This window comes from Streptomyces sp. MMS24-W38 (assembly GCF_059889265.1).
Map to the genome: position 1 here is coordinate 5,825,411 of NZ_JCBCPP010000001.1, position 19,165 is coordinate 5,844,575.

General features: G+C 69.4%; 17 protein-coding genes and 1 riboswitch. Of the genes, 12 read left to right on the forward strand and 5 right to left on the reverse strand.

All coding sequences use genetic code 11. From position 1 onward, the window contains the following. The first annotated feature begins 91 nt into the window (after positions 1–91). The 9 genes from AC6F7H_RS25475 to AC6F7H_RS25515 all read left to right on the forward strand — a co-directional run bounded on the left by AC6F7H_RS25475 (position 92) and on the right by AC6F7H_RS25515 (position 9,652). A complete protein-coding gene (locus tag AC6F7H_RS25475) occupies positions 92–2,587 on the forward strand; it encodes a sugar phosphate nucleotidyltransferase (protein WP_500759284.1) in 2,496 nt (831 codons plus the stop codon). 119 nt (positions 2,588–2,706) lie between these two features. Then, positions 2,707–3,621, forward strand: coding sequence for a DUF881 domain-containing protein (locus AC6F7H_RS25480; protein WP_500759285.1), 915 nt, complete (start codon positions 2,707–2,709; stop codon positions 3,619–3,621). Continuing rightward, positions 3,618–3,950: a small basic family protein gene (locus AC6F7H_RS25485; protein WP_003988855.1), complete on the forward strand. Its 333-nt coding sequence runs from the start codon at positions 3,618–3,620 to the stop codon at positions 3,948–3,950. The genes AC6F7H_RS25480 and AC6F7H_RS25485 overlap by 4 nt, the downstream gene beginning before the upstream one ends. Positions 3,951–3,955: 5 nt before the next feature. Then, on the forward strand, positions 3,956–4,855 hold the full coding sequence (locus tag AC6F7H_RS25490; protein ID WP_500759286.1) for a DUF881 domain-containing protein: 900 nt from the start codon (positions 3,956–3,958) through the stop codon (positions 4,853–4,855). Between the two features lie 61 nt (positions 4,856–4,916). Further along, positions 4,917–5,864, forward strand: coding sequence for an FHA domain-containing protein (locus tag AC6F7H_RS25495; protein WP_500759287.1), 948 nt, complete (start codon positions 4,917–4,919; stop codon positions 5,862–5,864). A gap of 46 nt (positions 5,865–5,910) precedes the next feature. After that, a complete protein-coding gene (ftsR, locus tag AC6F7H_RS25500; protein ID WP_500759288.1) occupies positions 5,911–6,654 on the forward strand; it encodes a transcriptional regulator FtsR in 744 nt (247 codons plus the stop codon). 84 nt (positions 6,655–6,738) lie between these two features. Further along, complete coding sequence (locus AC6F7H_RS25505) at positions 6,739–7,212, forward strand: bifunctional nuclease family protein (RefSeq protein ID WP_500759290.1); 474 nt, start codon at positions 6,739–6,741, stop codon at positions 7,210–7,212. Positions 7,213–7,430: 218 nt separating this feature from the next. Beyond that, complete coding sequence (locus AC6F7H_RS25510) at positions 7,431–8,117, forward strand: MerR family transcriptional regulator (protein ID WP_500759291.1); 687 nt, start codon at positions 7,431–7,433, stop codon at positions 8,115–8,117. Between the two features lie 98 nt (positions 8,118–8,215). After that, entirely contained in the window at positions 8,216–9,652 is a 1,437-nt protein-coding gene (locus AC6F7H_RS25515) for a DNA polymerase IV (protein ID WP_500759292.1), read from the forward strand. Between the two features lie 24 nt (positions 9,653–9,676). Here AC6F7H_RS25515 and AC6F7H_RS25520 read toward each other — a convergent pair whose 3' ends face one another. Next, positions 9,677–10,054 (reverse strand): PRC-barrel domain-containing protein, encoded by a 378-nt coding sequence (locus tag AC6F7H_RS25520; RefSeq protein ID WP_500759293.1) that lies wholly within the window; start codon positions 10,052–10,054, stop codon positions 9,677–9,679. A gap of 118 nt (positions 10,055–10,172) precedes the next feature. Beyond that, positions 10,173–10,269: riboswitch (glycine riboswitch) on the forward strand. A 172-nt stretch (positions 10,270–10,441) separates the two neighbouring features. On the opposite strand from AC6F7H_RS25520, the gene gcvP reads away from it, so the two are divergent. Further along, positions 10,442–13,327: an aminomethyl-transferring glycine dehydrogenase gene (gene gcvP, locus AC6F7H_RS25525; RefSeq protein WP_500759294.1), complete on the forward strand. Its 2,886-nt coding sequence runs from the start codon at positions 10,442–10,444 to the stop codon at positions 13,325–13,327. 90 nt (positions 13,328–13,417) lie between these two features. On the opposite strand, the gene AC6F7H_RS25530 is transcribed toward gcvP, so the two are convergent. The 3 genes from AC6F7H_RS25530 to AC6F7H_RS25540 form a co-directional block, all read right to left on the reverse strand. Further along, positions 13,418–13,813 (reverse strand): TOBE domain-containing protein, encoded by a 396-nt coding sequence (locus tag AC6F7H_RS25530; RefSeq protein WP_500759295.1) that lies wholly within the window; start codon positions 13,811–13,813, stop codon positions 13,418–13,420. A 204-nt stretch (positions 13,814–14,017) separates the two neighbouring features. After that, the gene (locus AC6F7H_RS25535) at positions 14,018–14,221 is read right to left on the reverse strand and encodes a DUF5999 family protein (protein ID WP_109383024.1); all 204 of its coding nucleotides are present in this window, start codon (positions 14,219–14,221) and stop codon (positions 14,018–14,020) included. A 388-nt stretch (positions 14,222–14,609) separates the two neighbouring features. Continuing rightward, positions 14,610–15,194: a hypothetical protein gene (locus AC6F7H_RS25540; RefSeq protein WP_500759296.1), complete on the reverse strand. Its 585-nt coding sequence runs from the start codon at positions 15,192–15,194 to the stop codon at positions 14,610–14,612. A 552-nt stretch (positions 15,195–15,746) separates the two neighbouring features. Here AC6F7H_RS25540 and AC6F7H_RS25545 point away from each other — a divergent pair. Next, a complete protein-coding gene (locus AC6F7H_RS25545) occupies positions 15,747–17,264 on the forward strand; it encodes a glutamate-cysteine ligase family protein (RefSeq protein ID WP_500759298.1) in 1,518 nt (505 codons plus the stop codon). Between the two features lie 89 nt (positions 17,265–17,353). Then, on the forward strand, positions 17,354–18,154 hold the full coding sequence (locus tag AC6F7H_RS25550) for a CPBP family intramembrane glutamic endopeptidase (protein WP_500759300.1): 801 nt from the start codon (positions 17,354–17,356) through the stop codon (positions 18,152–18,154). A 68-nt stretch (positions 18,155–18,222) separates the two neighbouring features. Here the strand turns inward: AC6F7H_RS25550 and AC6F7H_RS25555 are convergent, their stop codons facing one another. Continuing rightward, positions 18,223–19,038: a PhzF family phenazine biosynthesis protein gene (locus tag AC6F7H_RS25555; protein ID WP_500759302.1), complete on the reverse strand. Its 816-nt coding sequence runs from the start codon at positions 19,036–19,038 to the stop codon at positions 18,223–18,225. Between the last annotated feature and the right edge of the window lie 127 nt (positions 19,039–19,165).

Sequence of the window (19,165 nt, forward strand, 5' to 3'; positions counted from 1 at the left end):
TGGCGCGATGGCCCGCAGTGGAAACGTGCGGGACAATTCTGGTGGGTGAAGTCGGCTAGACCGTCGTCTCTTAGAGGAGGGCGCTTCCGACATGAAGGCCGTCGTGATGGCCGGGGGTGAAGGCACACGCCTTCGCCCCATGACCTCAAGCATGCCCAAGCCGCTCCTGCCAGTGGCCAATCAGCCGATCATGGAGCACGTTCTGCGGCTGCTCAAAAAGCATGGGCTCAACGAAACGGTTGTGACCGTCCAGTTTCTGGCGTCGCTCGTCAAGAACTATTTCGGTGACGGCGAAGAGCTCGGAATGGAGCTCACCTATGCCAATGAGGAGAAGCCACTCGGTACCGCGGGAAGCGTCAAGAATGCCGAGGAGGCATTGAAGGACGACACCTTCCTTGTCATCTCCGGCGATGCTCTGACAGATTTCGACCTCACCGAGCTGATCAATTTCCACAAGGAAAAGGGTGCGCTGGTCACGGTCTGTCTGACCCGGGTGCCGAATCCGCTGGAATTCGGTATCACCATCGTGGACGAGCAGGGCAAGGTCGAGCGTTTCCTGGAGAAGCCGACCTGGGGGCAGGTCTTCTCCGACACGGTGAACACCGGGATCTACGTCATGGAGCCCGAGGTCTTCGACTATGTCGAGCCGGATGTGCCCGTCGACTGGTCCGGTGACGTCTTCCCACAGTTGATGAAGGAGGGCAAACCCGTCTACGGCTTTGTCGCCGAAGGCTACTGGGAAGATGTCGGCACCCATGAGAGCTACGTGAAGGCGCAGGCCGACGTCCTGGAGGGCAAGGTCGACGTCGATATCGACGGTTTCGAGATCTCGCCGGGCGTATGGGTGGCCGAGGGCGCCGAAGTACATCCCGATGCCGTCTTGCGCGGTCCGCTCTACATCGGTGACTACGCCAAGGTCGAGGCCGGCGCCGAGATCCGCGAGCACACGATCGTGGGGTCCAATGTCGTCGTGAAGAGCGGGGCCTTCCTGCACAGGGCCGTCGTCCACGACAATGTGTACGTCGGTCCGCACAGCAACCTGCGGGGCTGTGTCCTCGGCAGGAACACCGACGTCATGCGCGCGGCGCGGATCGAGGACGGCGCCGTCATCGGCGACGAGTGCCTGATCGGCGAGGAATCGATCGTCCAAGGAAATGTGCGGGTCTACCCGTTCAAGACGATCGAGGCGGGAGCCTTCGTCAACACCTCGGTCATCTGGGAGTCCAGAGGACAGGCGCATCTCTTTGGAGCCCGTGGGGTCTCGGGAATCCTGAACGTCGAGATCACCCCGGAACTCGCCGTGCGGCTGGCCGGCGCCTACGCGACGACGCTGAAGAAGGGATCGACGGTCACCACGGCCCGGGACCACTCCCGTGGTGCCCGTGCCCTGAAGCGTGCGGTCATCTCCGCGTTGCAGGCCAGCGCCATCGACGTACGGGACCTGGAGAACGTACCGTTGCCCGTGGCCCGGCAGCAGACCGCGCGGGGCAGCGCGGGCGGCATCATGATCCGCACCACACTCGGCGTGCCCGACTCGGTCGACATCATGTTCTTCGACGGGCAGGGCGCCGACCTCTCGCAAGGCAGCCAGCGCAAACTGGACCGGGTGTTCGCGCGGCAGGAGTACCGGCGTGCGTTCCCGGGAGAGATCGGCGATCTGCACTTCCCGGCGAGTGTCTTCGACTCGTACACCGGGTCACTGCTGCGGAACGTCGACATCACGGGAATCGCGGAGTCCGGGCTGAAGGTCGTCGTGGACGCGTCGAACGGCAGTGCGGGGCTCGTTCTGCCGAGTCTGCTCGGCAAACTCGGTGTCGACTCGCTGACCGTCAACCCCGGCCTGAACGAGTCCAGGCCGACCGAGACGGCCGATATGCGGCGCTCGGGGCTGGTGCGGCTCGGTGAGATGGTGGCGTCCTCCGGTGCCGCGTTCGGTGTGCGATTCGACCCTGTCGGCGAGCGGCTGTCCCTGGTCGACGAGAAGGGGAGGATCATCGAGGACGACCGGGCGCTGCTCGTCCTGCTCGACCTCATCGCGGCCGAGCGGCGCAGCGGCAGGGTCGCGCTTCCCGTGACCACCACCAGGATCGCCGAACAGGTGGCTGCCTATCACGGCACGCAGGTGGAGTGGACGACCACCTCGCCCGACGACCTGACGCGCGTGGGCGGGGAAGAGGGGACGATCTTCGGCGGTGACGGCAAGGGCGGATTCATCGTCCCGGAGTTCAGCCGGGTCTACGACGGCACCGCGGCCTTCGTCCGGCTCATCGGTCTGGTGGCGAGGACGCAGCTCACGCTCAGCCAGATCGACGCGCGGATCCCGCGCGCGCACGTGATCAAGCGCGATCTGGCGACTCCGTGGGCCGTCAAGGGACTGGTGATGCGGCGGGTCGTCGAGGAGGCCGGTGAACGCTTCGTGGACACCACAGACGGTGTACGCGTGGTGGAGCCCGACGGACGCTGGGTGATGGTGCTGCCCGACCCGGCCGAGGCGGTCACCCACTTGTGGGCGGAGGGACCCGACGACGCCTCCGCCCAGGCCCTGCTCGACGAGTGGGCGGCCGTCGTGGACAGCGCGGGACGATAGGCGGGACGGCAGAACCAGCGGTACACGTGCGTGCCGGACAAGTGCCCCCAACGGGGCCTGTCCGGCACGCCGGTAGGGTCGTTCGGAGGTAGTGACCGTGGCGTGCGACGATGTGCGGCATGCCGCAGCAAACCCCCGTTCGGAGCACACCCCAGCGGCCTCCGCGCCCGGACGCGTCCATGTCGTTGCTCACCAACGTGATGGACCACAGCCTCGACGAGGGATACGCCGAGGCCGCCGCGCGGAAGCAGGCCGACGGCAGCGGCGGTATGCCGAAGACCCTCAGGGCGAAACTGGGGCTCGCCGGTGGTCTGGTGCTCGCCGCCCTGGTCGTGACCGTGGGAGCCGCGCAGGCCAGGGTGGCGGCCCCCGTCGTCGCCAAGGAGCGCGAGGAACTGATCGACAGGATCGACCGCGAGACCGAGGCGGCGGACAAGCTCAAGGACGGCGTCGACGCACTCCGTGACGACGTGGGCGCACGGCAGCGTGAGGCGCTCAAGCACAGCGGTGAGGGCGACCGTACCGAGCTGGTGGGCGTCCTGGCGGGTGCCGTCGCGGTGCACGGACCCGGAGTGAAGCTCGTGGTGAACGACGCCAAGGACACGAGCGTCGGCGGGGACGGCGACGCTCGGTCCACCTCCGGGTTCTCCGACACCGGGCGGGTCCGCGACCGTGACATGCAACGCGTGGTCAACGGCCTGTGGGAGTCCGGCGCCGAGGCCGTCTCGATCAATGGGCAGCGGCTGACCGCTCTGTCTGCGATCAGGGCCGCGGGAGACGCGATACTGGTCGACAACAGGCCGCTGGTACCGCCGTACACGGTGCTCGCGGTGGGGGACGGTCGACAGCTGAGCAGCCGGTTCCAGAACAGCGCGGACGGGCTGTATATGCAGGCCCTGAAGGAGAGCTACGACATCCGCACCGAACTTTCGGTGGAGGACGACCTCCGGCTGCCCGCCGCGCCGAGTGTGATCGTACGAACCGCACAACCGATAACCGAGACGACACCTGCAACTGAGAAGGGCATATCGTGATCGCCGTACTGGGCCTCGTCGTGGGAGTCGTGGCCGGCCTGTTGGTCCGGCCCGAGGTTCCGGCGGTCGTCGAGCCTTATCTGCCGATCGCCGTCGTGGCGGCGCTCGACGCCGTCTTCGGCGGGCTGCGGGCCATGCTCGACGGCATCTTCGACGACAAGGTCTTCGTGGTGTCGTTCCTGTCGAACGTGGTGGTGGCCGCGCTGATCGTCTTCCTTGGCGACAAGTTGGGTGTAGGGGCCCAGCTGTCCACCGGGGTCGTGGTCGTCCTCGGCATCCGGATCTTCTCCAACGCCGCGGCGATCCGCCGGCACGTGTTCCGGGCGTGAGGCCGATGAGCGATCACGAGCACGACAGGACGATGCCCGAGTCGGCAGCCGGACCACGCCCGGTACCCGGACCACGCCCGGTACCCGGTGGCAGTCTCCGCAAGGAGCTGCCCGACGAAGTGTCCGCGCCGGCGCCCGCGGTCGAGGACGGGCAGACACAGCCGGAGCCGCCCGGATCCGGTCTGACCGGACGGCAGCGGCTGGTGAAGGGGTTGTGGCCGCCACGGATCACCCGGGCTCAACTCACTGTCGCCGTGCTGTTGTTCGGCCTGGGTTTCGGCCTGGCCGTCCAGGTCGCCTCGAACAGCGAGGGTGACAGTGCCCTGCGCGGCGCTCGTCAGGAAGATCTTGTTCGTATCCTCGATGAACTCGACGACCGCACAGAGCGTCTTGAGGATGAGAAGCAAGGGCTCGAGAAGCAGCGTGACGAGTTGGAGAACAGCTCCGACCAGGCCGAGGAGGCCCGGAGACAGACGGTCGAGAAGGAACGGCAACTCGGCATCCTGGCGGGAACCGTGGCCGCGCAGGGGCCCGGCATCACGTTGGTCATCGAGGACACGAAGGGGATGGTGAAGGCGAACATGCTGCTCGACGCCGTCCAGGAGCTGCGTGCGGCCGGCGCCGAGGCCATTCAGTTGGACGGCGTGCGGGTCGTGGCGGGCACCTACCTGGCCGATTCCGGCAACGGGGTGAGCGTCGACGGGAACAAGATCACTGCTCCCTATCGTTTCAAGGTCATCGGCAAGCCGCAGGACCTCGAGCCTGCGCTCAACATCCCGGGAGGTGTGGTGCAGACTCTCGAGAAGGAACAGGCCACCGCCTCCGTGGAGCGGTCGGCCAAGATCGTCGTGGATGCCTTGCGGTCGGCGAAGCAGCCTGACTACGCTCGGTCGTCCTCCCAGTGAACCGGGGGTGCATGGAGGGTGACCGGCGCGGGCGTGAGGTTGCGGGGGGTCGGCGCACCGAATGGGTGGTGCGTGGTGGAAACTGTCTGGTGGATACGGACGTTGTGAGGACGTCCGGGTCGGCCAATGTGTTCAGTCAGGGTTCGTCCTGCCCCACGGGCGGGTCTGTTTCGGTCAAGGGGAATCGCCCGTGAAGTTGTTTGGGAAGTTGTTCGGCAAGAGCGCACGAGAAGGCCGCGACAGCGAGACTGCCCGGCATCGCGCACAGCCGGAGGCGGAAGGTTCACGTCCGCTGTTCCGGGACCAGGTGGGCGGCCAGGGCGAGGGCGTTGCGGGAGCTCAGGGCGCGCCGTCGGTTGACCCCGCGCAGTCGAGCGGCATAGGTTTCGGGCAACCGTCAACCTCAGGTACGGGTGGAGGGTTCTCCGACCCGTATGCGTCCCAAGCCCCCGGTGGGCAGGAGGATCCGTCCATGTCGGTCCTGGTATGTGCGAGGTGCGGTAATCGCAACCCGGAGAGCAGCCGGTTCTGCTCCAACTGTGGAGCTCCGCTCCGGCCCGGAGTCGCCCCGGAGCGTCCCTCCGAGACGACCTCCACCATCTCCATCTCCGGTCTTGAGGCCTACGACGCGGAGGCCACCGGCCAGACGCAGATGCCGATGCTGTCGCCCGAGGCGCAGGCGGCCGTCGACGCGCTGCCGGTGGGTTCGGCACTCCTGGTCGTGCGCCGCGGGCCGAACTCGGGCAGCCGCTTCCTGCTGGACGGTGACCTGACGACGGCCGGCCGACACCCGCAGAGCGACATCTTCCTGGACGACGTGACGGTCTCGCGTCGGCACGTGGAGTTCCGACGCGGCCAGGACGGTTCCTTCACGGTGGCCGACGTGGGCAGTCTGAACGGCACGTACGTCAACCGTGAGCGGATCGACCAGGTCGGTCTGTCGAACGGTGACGAGGTGCAGATCGGCAAGTACCGGCTGGTGTTCTACGCGAGCCAGCGGGGCTACTGACCCTCCCCGGGTTCCGTCCGGGGCACCCTGACCCCAGGGAAGGTCCATGCTTCACACACCGAGCGGCGGTGCCGGGCACGGCACCGCCGCCGCGGAAACTGGACTGATGAGCATCGGCACGGTGCTGAACGTGCTGCGCGAGGAGTTCCCCGAAGTCACCATCTCCAAGATCCGCTTCCTGGAGTCGGAGGGGCTCATCGAGCCGCAGCGGACCCCCTCGGGGTATCGCAAGTTCAGCGCGGCGGACGTCGAGCGGCTCGGCCATGTTCTGCGGATGCAGCGGGACCACTATCTGCCGCTCAAAGTGATCCGCGAGCACTTGGAGGCGATGGAGCGCGGCGAGGCCCTCCCGCTGCCGGTGCTGTCCCGGCAGCGGGACGGGGAAGCCGGCCCCGAGCCGTCCGCCGATCCTGTCGCCACGGCGGCCCGGATCGGGCGTGCGCAGCTGCTGGCGGCCGCTGACATCGACCAGGAGCAGCTCGCGGAGTGGGAGTCGTACGGGCTGCTCGCTCCCGTCGAGGACGAGGTGTACGACGCCGAGGCGGTCACCGTCGCCGGTCTCATCACCGAGTTGGGGCGGTTCGGGATCGAGCCGAGACACCTGAGGGCGATGAAGGCCGCCGCGGAGCGGGAGGCCGGGCTGGTGGACCAGGTCGTCGCCCCGCTCAAACGCCACCGCAACCCGCAGACCAGGGCTCATGCGGAGGCGCGTGCGAAGGAGCTCGCCGGTCTCACGGTGAAGCTGCACGCCGCGCTGGTGAGCTCGGCACTCGGGGTGCGGCTGCCCTGAGGGGCACGGGATCGGGGGACCGGATCGGCCACCTGATCCCGGCCCGACTACCCAAACGTCCCGGGCACGGCCTAGGGTTGCTGTGTGAACGAGCTCGATGTCGTAGGTGTCCGGGTCGAAATGCCCTCGAACCAACCGATCGTGCTGCTGCGCGAAGTGGGAGGCGACCGGTACCTCCCCATCTGGATCGGGCCGGGGGAGGCGACGGCCATCGCCTTCGCCCAGCAGGGCATGGCTCCGGCGCGCCCGCTGACCCACGACCTCTTCAAGGACGTGCTGGAAGCCGTAGGCCAAGAGCTCACGGAAGTGCGCATCACGGATCTGCGCGAGGGGGTCTTCTACGCGGAGCTGGTCTTCGCCAGCGGTGTGGAGGTGAGTGCCCGGCCGTCCGACGCCATAGCGCTGGCGCTGCGGACGGGGACGCCGATCTACGGCAGTGACACAGTCCTCGACGACGCGGGGATCGTCATCCCGGACGAGCAGGAGGACGAGGTGGAGAAGTTCCGCGAGTTCCTCGACCAGATCTCGCCGGAGGATTTCGGCTCCAGCAGTCAGTGAGCGGCGGCGACCGTCCCGCCGGATTCCCGCTCGGGTCGGCGGTGCGCGAGGGCGTCGAACGGCCCGCGCAGAGGGCATTCGGCTAGCCTTTCCCCGCGGTGGGGCACGGGAAACCACTCTTAGGGTGATTATCACTCGGCGTGCCGAGTGTGGCGATCGTTGACGCACCCTTGGTGACTGCCTACCGTCGGGGAGGCAGGTCGAGGACGGAGGTCGGCGTGAGAAGCACCGGCGACGGTACGGCTGGGGGTGTCCCCGGACATGGTCTCGGGGCGAGCGGTCCGTACCCTCACCCAGGCCCTCAGCTCCGCGCGAGCGGGGCGTATGCCCATCACGGCAGTGCGGCCGATCATGCTCCGCAGCGGCCGGCGGCCGTGCCGAGCAGCGGAGGGGCAACGACGTCCGTGGTGTCCGAGGAGATCGGCTACCGCGGCCCCACGGCCTGCGCGGCCGCCGGCATCACCTACCGGCAACTGGACTACTGGGCCCGCACGGGACTGGTCGAGCCAAGTGTGCGGCCCGCGCACGGCTCCGGGACACAGCGGCTGTACAGCTTCCGGGACGTCGTCGTCCTGAAGATCGTCAAGCGGTTCCTTGACACCGGCGTGTCGCTGCAGAACATTCGTACCACCGTCCAGCATCTGCGGGAGCGAGGCTTTCGTGACCTGGAGCGCATGACGCTGATGAGCGACGGCGCCACGGTCTACGAGTGCGACACGCCGGATGAGGTCCATGCCCTGCTCCAGGGCGGCCAGGGGATCTTCGGGATCGCCGTCGGTGTGGTGTGGCGGGATGTCAAGAGCGCGCTGTCCCAGTTGCACGGGGAGCGTGTCGACACCGGGGAGACGCTGATCGGGCCCAACCCGACGGACGAGCTGGCGCGGCGGCGGAACCGCGCGGTCTGAGCCGTCGGGGCCGGCTGAGCGGCCCGTGTGGTCCGGGGCGGTCGGTGGACGGCCCGTGCGGCAGGGCATTGTCAGTGGCGTAGGGCAGCATCGGAGATGTGAGATCCGCGCCTACCATCCTGCATCTCGACATGGATGCCTTCTTCGCCTCGGTGGAGCAGGCGTCCAAGCCGAGCCTACGAGGAAAAGCCGTGGTCGTGGGCGGGCTCGGGCCGCGTGGAGTGGTCGCCACCGCCTCGTACGAGGCCCGGATCCTCGGCGTGCGTTCCGCGCTGCCCATGGCGCAGGCGCGGCGGCTCGCGCCGAACGCGGCGTATCTCGTGCCGCGCTTCGCGTTCTACCGGTCGATCAGCGACCAGGTGATGGGGCTGCTGCGGGCGCTGTCGCCGCTGGTGGAGCCATTGAGCCTGGACGAGGCGTTCGTGGACCTGGAGGCCGGCGGGGCGGCCTGGGACGAGCGGTCGGCCCGGCTGGCCGGGGTGAAACTGCGCGCGGACATACGGGAGGTCACCGGTCTCACCGGGTCCGTCGGGCTCGCCGCCTCCAAGATGCTGGCGAAGATCGCCTCGGAGCAGGCGAAGCCCGACGGGCTGGTGCTCATCGAGCCGGGAAGGGAGCGGTCCCTGCTGGCGCCGCTCCCGGTCCGGACGCTGCCGGGAGTGGGGCCCGCCACCGGTGACCACCTGCGCAGGGCAGGGATCCACACGGTCGACGAGCTCGCCGAGGCCGGGGAGGACGAGCTGGTGCGGTTGCTCGGCAAGGCACACGGACACGCGCTGTACGCCATGGCCCTGGCACGGGACGAACGGCCCGTGGTGGCCGATCGGGAAACGAAGTCGGTGTCGGTCGAGGACACGTATGACGTGGACATTCACGACCGGGTGCGGGTCGGTACGGAGGTGCGGCGGCTCGCCGATCGCTGTGTGCGCAGGCTGCGGGGAGCGGGGCTGGCGGGACGGACCATCGTGCTGAAGGTGCGGCGCTACGACTTCTCGACGCTCACCCGGTCCGAGACGCTGCGGGGGCCCACGGACGATCCGGCGGTGGTGCGTGAGACGGCGGCACGGCTGCTGGAATCGGTCGACACGACAGGCGGAGTACGGCTGCTGGGCGTGGGAGTCAGCGGACTCGCGGACTACACGCAGGAGGACTTGTTCGCGCAGGCGGCGGGGGGCCGGGGGGAGGAGTCGCCGGGCGAGGAGGACCAGGTGGCCGCACCCACGGAGGAAGAGCAGCAGACGAGCACGGAGCGGCGCTGGCCGGCCGGGCACGATGTACGGCACACCGAGTACGGGCACGGGTGGGTACAGGGCAGCGGCCTGGGTCGGGTCACGGTCCGGTTCGAGACGCCTGGCTCGGCGGTGGGACGGGTGAAGACCTTGCGCACCGACGACCCGGCCCTGCAACCGGCGGATCCGCTGCCACTGGTGGATCCAGGCCCCGGGGAGGGCGAGAGACCGCGGGAGGGCGCGGAGACGGGCGACGGCTTGGGGGCGAGGCCCGGTGTCATGGGCCAGGGGCCCTCGCAGGTGTGAGTGGGCCTCGTGCTCCGGGGGCCGTCAGGCCGGGCGGTCGTCGCGGTCGGCGAGTTTGCCGAAGTCGTGGTCCGAAAGCGGGGGAGGCGCGGAGATGTCCAGACCGTAGTGGTGGTAGAGCTGGAGCTCCTGCTCCGGGGAGAGGTGGCGGCCCACGCCGAAGTCGGGAGCGTCCTTGATCAGGGCGCGTTCGAAGGGTATGTGGAGGCTGCCGTCGATCAGCTCGCTCGGTTCCAGGGGGACGAAGGCGTCCCTGCTGAACAGGCCGGTGCGTATCGCCGCCCACTCGGGTACGCCGGTGGCGTCGTCGAGATAGACCTCGTCGACGGTGCCGATCCGGGTTCCGTTGCGGTCGAACGCCTTGCGGCCGATCAGGTTGCGCGGATCGATGTCGGTCTGCACGGGCCCTCCACTGGTCGCAATCCGCAATCATTCGTCAGCACTACGAAACGGCACAATTGGTCCGGCGGCCACTCGAAGGTTCGGGGGTTGCCCTCGCTGGTACGCTGACAGCGGCTGCTGACCCCGTGCGGGAGAGTCCTCCGGACACCATCGGAGGGCGCCGAAGGAGCAAATCCTCCCCGGAAACTCTCAGGCCCACGTACCGCATGGACGAGGTCACTCTGGAAAGCAGGGCGGGTGTCGACGGCTCCCGCTCTCACCGACGGTGAAAGCCGGGCGCCCTGCGGCGGTCCGGTGAAGCTCTCAGGTTGAGATGACAGAGGGGGAGGCCGTCCGGGCACCCGTCATGGTGCCCCTCGAAGGTCGTCAGACCAGGAGGCCTCCGCAATGACCGCCCACCGCATTCCCCTCTCCGAGCTCGAACAGGGAACGCCCTTCGAGCAGCGTCACATCGGCCCCGACCACGAGGCCCGCGCCAAAATGCTCGCGCAGGTCGGCTACGGCTCGCTCGACGAGCTGACGGCCGCGGCGGTCCCGGATGTGATCAAGAACGCCGACACGCTCGACCTGCCGGGCGCCCGGACCGAGCCCGAGGTGCTGGCCGAGCTCCGGTCGCTGGCCGACCGCAACGAGGTGCTCGGCTCCATGATCGGGCTCGGGTACTACGGGACCTTCACGCCCCCCGTCATCCTGCGCAACGTGATGGAGAACCCCGCCTGGTACACGGCCTACACGCCGTACCAGCCGGAGATCTCACAGGGGCGGCTCGAGGCACTGCTGAACTTCCAGACCATGGTCGCCGAACTGACCGGCCTGCCGACATCCGGGGCCTCACTGCTCGACGAGGGCACGGCCGCCGCCGAGGCGATGGCGCTGTCGCGGCGCATGGGCAAGAACAAGAACGGTCTGTTCCTGGTCGACGCGGACGCACTGCCGCAGACGATCGCCGTGATCGAGACCCGTGCCGAGCCGACCGGTGTCGAGGTCGTCGTCGCCGACCTGAGCGAGGGCATCCCCGCCGAGATCGCCGAGCGCGGGATCAACGGCGTGCTGATCCAGTACCCGGGCGCCTCCGGAGCCGTACGCGACATCAAGCCGGTGATCGACCGGGCGCACGAGCTGGGCGCGCTGGTCACTGTCGCCGCCGACCTGCTCGCCCTCACGCTGCTGACGTCGCCCGGCGAACTCGGCGCGGACATCGCGGTCGGCACGACACAGCGCTTCGGTGTGCCCATGGGCTTCGGCGGGCCGCACGCCGGATACATGGCCGTGCACGAGAAGATGGCGCGCAGCCTGCCCGGACGGCTCGTCGGTGTCTCCGTCGACGCGGACGGCCACCAGGCCTACCGGCTCGCGCTCCAGACCCGTGAGCAGCACATCCGCCGTGAGAAGGCCACCAGCAACATCTGTACCGCTCAGGTGCTGCTCGCCGTGATGGCCGGGATGTACGCCGTCTACCACGGTCCCGAAGGACTGCGGACCATCGCGTGGCGCACCCACCGTTACGCGACCGTCCTCGCCGAAGGACTCCGGGCCGGCGGCGTGGAGATCGTCCACGGCTCCTACTTCGACACGCTGACCGTGCGGGTCCCGGGGCGGGGTGCCGAGGTCGTCGCCGCCGCGCGGGACAACGGCGTCAACCTGCTCCTCGTCGACGCCGACCACGTCTCGATCGCCTGCGACGAGACCACCACACGGGCCCGGCTCGCCGCCGTGTGGGACGCCTTCGGGGTCGAGGCCGACATCGCAGCGCTGGACGCGGCAGCGCCCGACACCCTGCCGGACGCCCTGCTGCGCACCGACGAGTACCTGACGCACCCCGTCTTCCACCAGCACCGCTCCGAGACCGCGATGCTGCGCTACCTGCGCCGGCTCGCCGACCGTGACTACGCGCTGGACCGCGGGATGATTCCGCTGGGCTCCTGCACCATGAAGCTCAACGCGACCACGGAGATGGAGCCGATCACCTGGCCCGAGTTCGGGCAGCTGCACCCCTTCGCGCCGGCCGAGCAGGCCCAGGGCTACCTCACGCTCATCCACGAACTGGAGGAGCGTCTCGCCGAGGTCACCGGCTACGACAAGGTGAGCCTCCAGCCCAACGCGGGTTCCCAGGGCGAACTGGCCGGGCTGCTCGCCGTGCGCGGCTACCACCGGGCCAACGGCGACGAGCAGCGCACCGTCTGCCTCATCCCGTCCTCCGCGCACGGCACCAACGCCGCCAGCGCCGTCATGGCCGGGATGAAGGTCGTCGTCGTGAAGACCGCCGAGGACGGCGAGGTCGACATCGACGACCTGCGGGCGAAGATCGAGCGGTACCGCGACGAGCTGTCGGTGCTGATGATCACCTACCCGTCGACGCACGGTGTGTTCGAGGAGCACGTCGCCGACATCTGCGCGGCGGTGCACGAGGCCGGCGGCCAGGTGTACGTGGACGGCGCGAACCTCAACGCGCTGGTCGGGCTGGCCAAGCCCGGACACTTCGGCGGCGACGTCTCGCACCTGAACCTGCACAAGACCTTCTGCATCCCGCACGGCGGCGGCGGTCCCGGCGTCGGCCCGGTCGGGGTGCGGTCGCACCTGGCGCCGTACCTGCCGAACCACCCGCTCCAGCCCGGGGCCGGGCCGGAGACGGGGATCGGGCCGGTCTCGGCCGCCCCGTGGGGTTCCGCGGGCATCCTGCCCATCTCGTGGGCGTACGTCCGGCTCATGGGCGGCGAGGGGCTCAAGCGGGCCACCCAGGTGGCGGTGCTCAGCGCCAACTACATCGCCAAGCGTCTCGAGCCGCACTACCCGGTGCTCTACACCGGCCCCGGCGGACTGGTCGCGCACGAGTGCATCATCGACCTGCGCCCGCTGACCAAGGCGACCGGCGTGAGCGTGGACGACGTGGCCAAGCGGCTGATCGACTACGGCTTCCACGCGCCGACGATGTCGTTCCCGGTGGCGGGAACGCTGATGATCGAGCCGACCGAGTCCGAGGACCTGGCCGAACTCGACCGGTTCTGCGAGACGATGATCGCGATTCGCGCGGAGATCGAGAAGGTCGGTTCCGGCGAGTGGCCCGCGGACGACAACCCGCTGCGCAACGCCCCGCACACCGCCGCCGCGCTCGGTACGGAGTGGAAGCACCCGTACAGCCGTGAGGAGGCCGTCTTCCCGACCGGTGTGAGCGCGGCCGACAAGTACTGGCCGCCGGTGCGCCGTGTCGACCAGGCCTTCGGCGACCGCAACCTGGTGTGCTCCTGCCCGCCGCTGGACGCGTACGACGACTGACGCGGAGGGCCCGGTCACCGGGACCGAGGAGCGGAAGGGCTCTGCTTCGGCCGTACGGCCGAAGCAGAGCCCTTCCGCGTACCGCTTCCGTCAGACACGGTCGATATGGACGTTTGTCGACTTCACGCGGGCGGTGGCCTCCACGCCGACCTCCAGTCCGAGCTCCTCGACTGCCTCGCGGGTCAGCAGCGAGACCAGGCGGTGCGGTCCTGCCTGGATCTCGACCTGGGCCGCCACGTCGCCGAGTTTGATCGCGGTGACGATGCCGGGGAAGGCGTTGCGGGCCGAGGTGTACGGCGTGCCCTCCTCGGTGGCGCCGGCCTTCGCGAGATCGACGGAGAACGCGGCCAGGTCCCGCCCGTCGATGAGCCGCCGTCCGCCTTCGTCGCGATGGGTGGTGAGCCGGCCCGCGTCCGCCCAGCGTCGGGCGGTGTCCGGGCTGACGCCGAGCAGCCGTGCTGCCTGGCCGATCGTGTAGGACTGCATGCCGATCACGATAGGCGGCGAGCGGAGCCGGGCGGGGCCACCAGCGGATGTGACGTGAGACCGCCGTCCTCGGTGGGTGCCGGCGGGGCTCAGAGGCGCTGTGCAGGAACCGCCCTGCTCGCCCCCGTACGACCAGGCCCGTGCCCGGCTCCATGCGGGCGAGGTTCTCGCTCCGCGGACGGGCACGGATCCGCCCGGTGGAGCTCAGGCGGTGGTCATCACCGCGGTGCCCCCGGGACGCTGCGGGGCGATGCTCCTGCCGTCGGGCAGGAGTTCACCGGTGTCCTCGAAGAGCACGACACCGTTGCACAGCAGGCTCCAGCCCTGCTCCGGGTGGTGCGCCACGAGACGGGCGGACTCCCGGTCGGCGGATTCGGCTGAGGGGCACGGTGACGGATGCTGGCACATGGATGGGATCTTTCGCTCTGTTGTGACCTGTGGGTTGGCTGTTGTCTCTGTTGCGCGGCGTGAAACCTCGTTCATGGCCGCCCCCCGTTGTCATAGGTCGGTCGGAAACAAGTGTTGCCCTCCGGACGGCGATCCGCAGGGATTTGGCGGCACCGCCCCTCACAGGTCGATGACGCGTCACCCGCGCGGACGGTTCACCTCAACTGCACTGTCACTTCGGGTGGTTCCGCATGGCCGGATGAGGCTAGTCCGAGGGTTCGGAATGCTCGAGGCCGCTCGGGCCGGGGGCTCGGAGCACGCGCGTGCCCCGCCGCGGGGACCGGGCGGCGGGGCACGGGGACGGTCGTGCGGGAGCGGCGGGGCGGGACGCGCGCGTGACGCGCGTCGGTCAGGCGGGTGAGCCGAGCAGGCGGTTGGGCGTCACCCGGTGGGTCAGCACCGGGAGGAGTTCCGCGACCAGGTGCGGGCGGTGGGCCGCGATGCCGGGCGGCGCGGGGGCGAGCGGGACGAGCAGGTCGGTGGCGGCGGGGTGGCCGGTGGCGCCGTCCGCGGTGCGGTCGCCGTGCAGCCAGAGGGTCAGCATGTAGAGGCCGGGCACCGACAACAGCCGGGGCTGGTACGGCTGTGGCAGGGACTCGGCCTGGCGCAGGGCCAGTTCGGTGGAGGCGATGTACGGGCCCTCGAAGAAGCGGGAGAAGGTCCAGCCGTCGGGGGTGAGTACGGTGTCGGCCGCGGCCACTGCCCGGTCGCCGCAGCGGATCAGGAAGCGCCAGCCGGCCAGTCGCGTCGCGGACACGCCCTCGGCGGTGATCCGGTCCAGGACATGCACGGGCAGCGGCAGTTCGGGCGAGACCGGTCCCTGGGCACCGAGGAGGGAGGGGGTTCGGGCCTCGCTGACCGCGGTGGGGGAGGAGAGCGCGGTCAGGACGGAACGCAGTGCGGGCGCGGGGGCCGGGGGAACATGCAGGGGCATGGTGGGTCGCCTCTCATTCGAAGGCACGGTGGCACGAGGGCGGGGCGGACGACGCTGTCAGCTCACGAAGGGTCGGAAGGCAGGGGCCGGGGGCTGAGCGCGAGAGGTGGGGGTGAGGACTGCCGCACGTCACCTCGAGGCTGGATCACTCGACCGTGGGCGCCAACCTTCTGCCCTGTCCACGGAGTTTATACGACGCGTTTTCGGGCTGTGTTTCCGCTAGCTGTTTTCGACCCGTTGAACAAGGGTGCTTCTGGTCGATGAAGCGGGGGAATCATCCCGATTCCGAACCGGGTGCACAGCGATGACCTCGATAAACGGTCGTTAAGCGGTAGGCCTATTTTCGTCGGCGTTTTTCACGAGTCAGTCGTCGCGTTGTTACGTGCCACGCCGGCCATGCCGCGTGAATGTGCCAGTGGTCACATTCGACCAGCGTAGTGGTCGACAGACCGGTTCGGGGCGTTATCGATCGCATCCACGGGGCATCCTCCCCTGTGGACCGGGACCCCGGCGGCCGATCATCGGACCGCCCAGCCGAGGAGGGACGCTTCGATGGGGGAGAAGGTGGTGGCAGGCGGGTTCGACCTGTCCGATCGCCAGCGCTACCGCGACAAACTCCGCAGGTGCCTGACGGGCTTGGAGCGACTCCTGGCGGAGAAGCGGTTCGACCGCCCCAAGAACCTCGTGGGGCTGGAGATCGAATTGAATCTCACGGGCGCCGACGGCATGCCCAAAATGTTGAACGGACAAGTCCTCGAACGGATCGCGAGCCGGGACTTCCAGACAGAGCTCGCCATGTTCAACCTGGAAGTCAACATAGCTCCACATCGTTTGGACGGGCGGGTATTCGACCGGCTCGCCGAGGAACTGCGCACCTCGCTCGCGTACGCCGACCGGAAAGCCGCCGAGGTGGACGCCGAGATCGTGATGATCGGTATTCTGCCGACGCTGGACCGCGACGACCTCGTCTCCTCGAATCTCTCCGAAGTCGACCGCTACACCCTGCTCAACGAGCAGATCGTGGCCGCCCGCGGGGAGGACTTCAGCCTCGACATCGACGGGGTGGAACGCCTCAGCTGCACCTCCAAGTCCATCGCGCCCGAGGCCGCCTGCACCTCGGTGCAGCTGCACCTCCAGGTCACTCCGGCCCGCTTCGCCGACGTGTGGAACGCGGCCCAGGCGGTCGCCGCCGCCCAGATCGCCGTCGGCGCCAACTCGCCCTTCCTGTTCGGCCGCGAGCTGTGGCGCGAGTCCCGGCCACCGCTGTTCCAGCAGTCCACCGACACCCGGCCGCCCGAGCTGCAGGCACAGGGCGTACGGCCGCGCACCTGGTTCGGGGAGCGCTGGGTCACCTCGGCGTTCGACCTCTTCGAGGAGAATCTGCGCTACTACCCGGCTCTCCTGCCCATCTGCGACGACGAGGACCCGCTCGACGTGCTGGACAAGGACGGCACCCCCACGCTCGCCGAACTCGTCCTGCACAACGGCACGGTCTACCGCTGGAACCGTCCGGTCTACGGCGTCGCCGACGGAGTCCCCCACCTGCGGGTGGAGAACCGGGTCCTGCCCGCCGGGCCCACCGTCGTCGACGTCGTCGCCAACGCGGCGTTCTACTACGGCCTGGTCCGCGCCCTCGCGGAGGACAGCCGCCCGGTGTGGACCCGGCTGCCCTTCGACGCCGCCGCCGCCAACTTCGACGCCGCCTGCAGGCACGGCATCGAAGCCCGCCTCACCTGGCCCCGGCGCGGGCGCTACGGCGGTACGGCCGAAGTGGACGCGGTCACCCTCGTACGCGACGAGCTGCTGCCGCTGGCCGAGGCGGGACTGGACGCGTGGGGCATCGAGCCCGCGGACCGGGACCTGTACCTGGGAGTGATCGAGGAGCGCTGCCGGCGCCGGCAGAACGGCGCGAGCTGGCAGGCCGCGACCTTCCACCGGGCCCTGGACGGCGGCCTGACCCGGGAAGCGGCGCTGGCCGCCACCACCCGGCGCTACCGCGAGCTGATGCTGAAGGGCGATCCGGTCCACACCTGGCCCGTCGGCCTCCCGGACCCGGTACCTGCGACCTGACACCGGGGCGGGACCACCGAGGACCGCCCGTCGGGCCGTCGGACGCTGCCCTCATACTGATCGGACGGATCGGTGATGTGGAGGCAGCTGTGCAGGCGGAGGCGGGCCCGCTGGCCGATGAGTATCCTCAGCGGCGGCTCACGCGGACGATGCTCCGCAACGAGACGCTGCTCGTGCTCGCGGTGTCGCTCGGCGCGAGCGGAGTGTCCGCGCTGATCAGTTTCATCGGTTCGGTCACCCGGCCGGGCGGCCTGAAGGACCAGGCGGCCACCCTCAACGCCTCGGCCGCACCGGGCCGTCCCTGGCTCGACCTGGCCTGGCAGCTCTTCGGGATCACCACCGCGCTCGTTCCCGTCGCGCTCGTCGCCCACTTCCTGCTGCGCGAAGGCGCGGGACTGCGCGTCCTCGGGTTCGACCGCACCCGGCCCTGGTCCGATCTCGGCCGAGGGACGGCGGTCGCGGCGGTCATCGGCAGCAGCGGCATCGCCTTCTACCTGGCCGCGCGCGAGTGCGGCTTCAACCTCACCGTGGTGCCCGAGGCGCTGCCCGAGGTGTGGTGGAAGTTCCCCGTGCTGATCCTCTCGGCACTGCAGAACTCGATCCTCGAGGAGGTCATCGTCCTCGCGTACCTGCTGCGGCGGCTCGAGCAGTTGGGCTGGACACCGGGCGCCGCGATGGCGGCGAGTTCGGTGCTGCGCGGTTCGTATCACCTCTACCAGGGCATCGGCGGTTTCATCGGCAACATGGTCATGGGCGTGGTGTTCGTGTACCTCTACCGCCGCTGGGGCCGGGTGGGGCCCCTGGTGGTCGCGCACACGCTGCTCGACATCGGTGCGTTCGTGGGGTACGCGCTGCTCGCGGGCAAGGTGGGCTGGCTGCCCACGGCCTGAACGACCCGGAGACCGGGAAGGGGCGTACCGGCCGTGCCGGTACGCCCCTTCGCCGTTCCGGCGCCCGGTCAGGCCAGGAACTCGCCCTCGATGACCGTCACCGCCCGTCCGCCCAGCAAGGTGCGCTCGCCGCGCAGCTCCGTACGGACGCGGCCGGAACGGGGTGAGGCCTGGAGGCCGGTGAGGCCGGGACGCCCGAGACGTTCGGACCAGTAGGGGGCCAGCGCGGTGTGGGCGCTGCCGGTGACGGGGTCCTCGTCGATGCCGACGTTCGGGAAGAAGCAGCGGGAGACGAAGTCGTAGTCCCCGGTCGGGTCCGCTGCGCGGGCGGTGGCGATGACGCCGCGCTCGGAGTGGGCACCGAGGGCCTTCAGATCGGGCCGCAGGGCGTGGACGGTCCGCTCGTCGGCGACTTCGACCAGCAGGTCTCCGACGTTCGGGCCGGTGTCGAATGCCGTGAGCGGTTCGGTGCCCAGTGCGTCGGCGACCCCCTCGGGGATGTCGAGCCGGGTGAGCGGCGCCGTGGGGAAGTCGAGGGTCACGGAGCCGTCCTCGGCCGGCGTCGCGACGAGGACACCGCTGAGGGTGGCGAACCGGACGGACCCCTCGTGGGTGCCGGTGGTGTGCAGGACGTGTGCGGTGGCCAGGGTCGCGTGGCCGCACATCGCGACCTCGGTGGCGGGGGTGAACCAGCGCAGTGCCCAGTCGGCCGTGCCGCCCGCGGGCAGCGGGTGCGCGAAGGCGGTTTCGGCGTGGTTGACCTCCAGGGCGACGTTCTGGAGCCAGGTGTCGTCCGGGAACGCCTCCGTGTCCAGGAGCAGGACCCCGGCGGGATTGCCGGAGAAGGGCCGGTCGGTGAAGGCGTCGACGATTCGGATGCGCATGCCCTGACGGTACGGGCCGAGCAAAGTCGCAGGCCAAGGCCAATTCAGGCGCGTTGGACCGGCCGTACGGGTCTCTCTGCCCGGCAACGGGCAGCCGAGGGCTTGTCCAGCGACGCTAGCCGATATA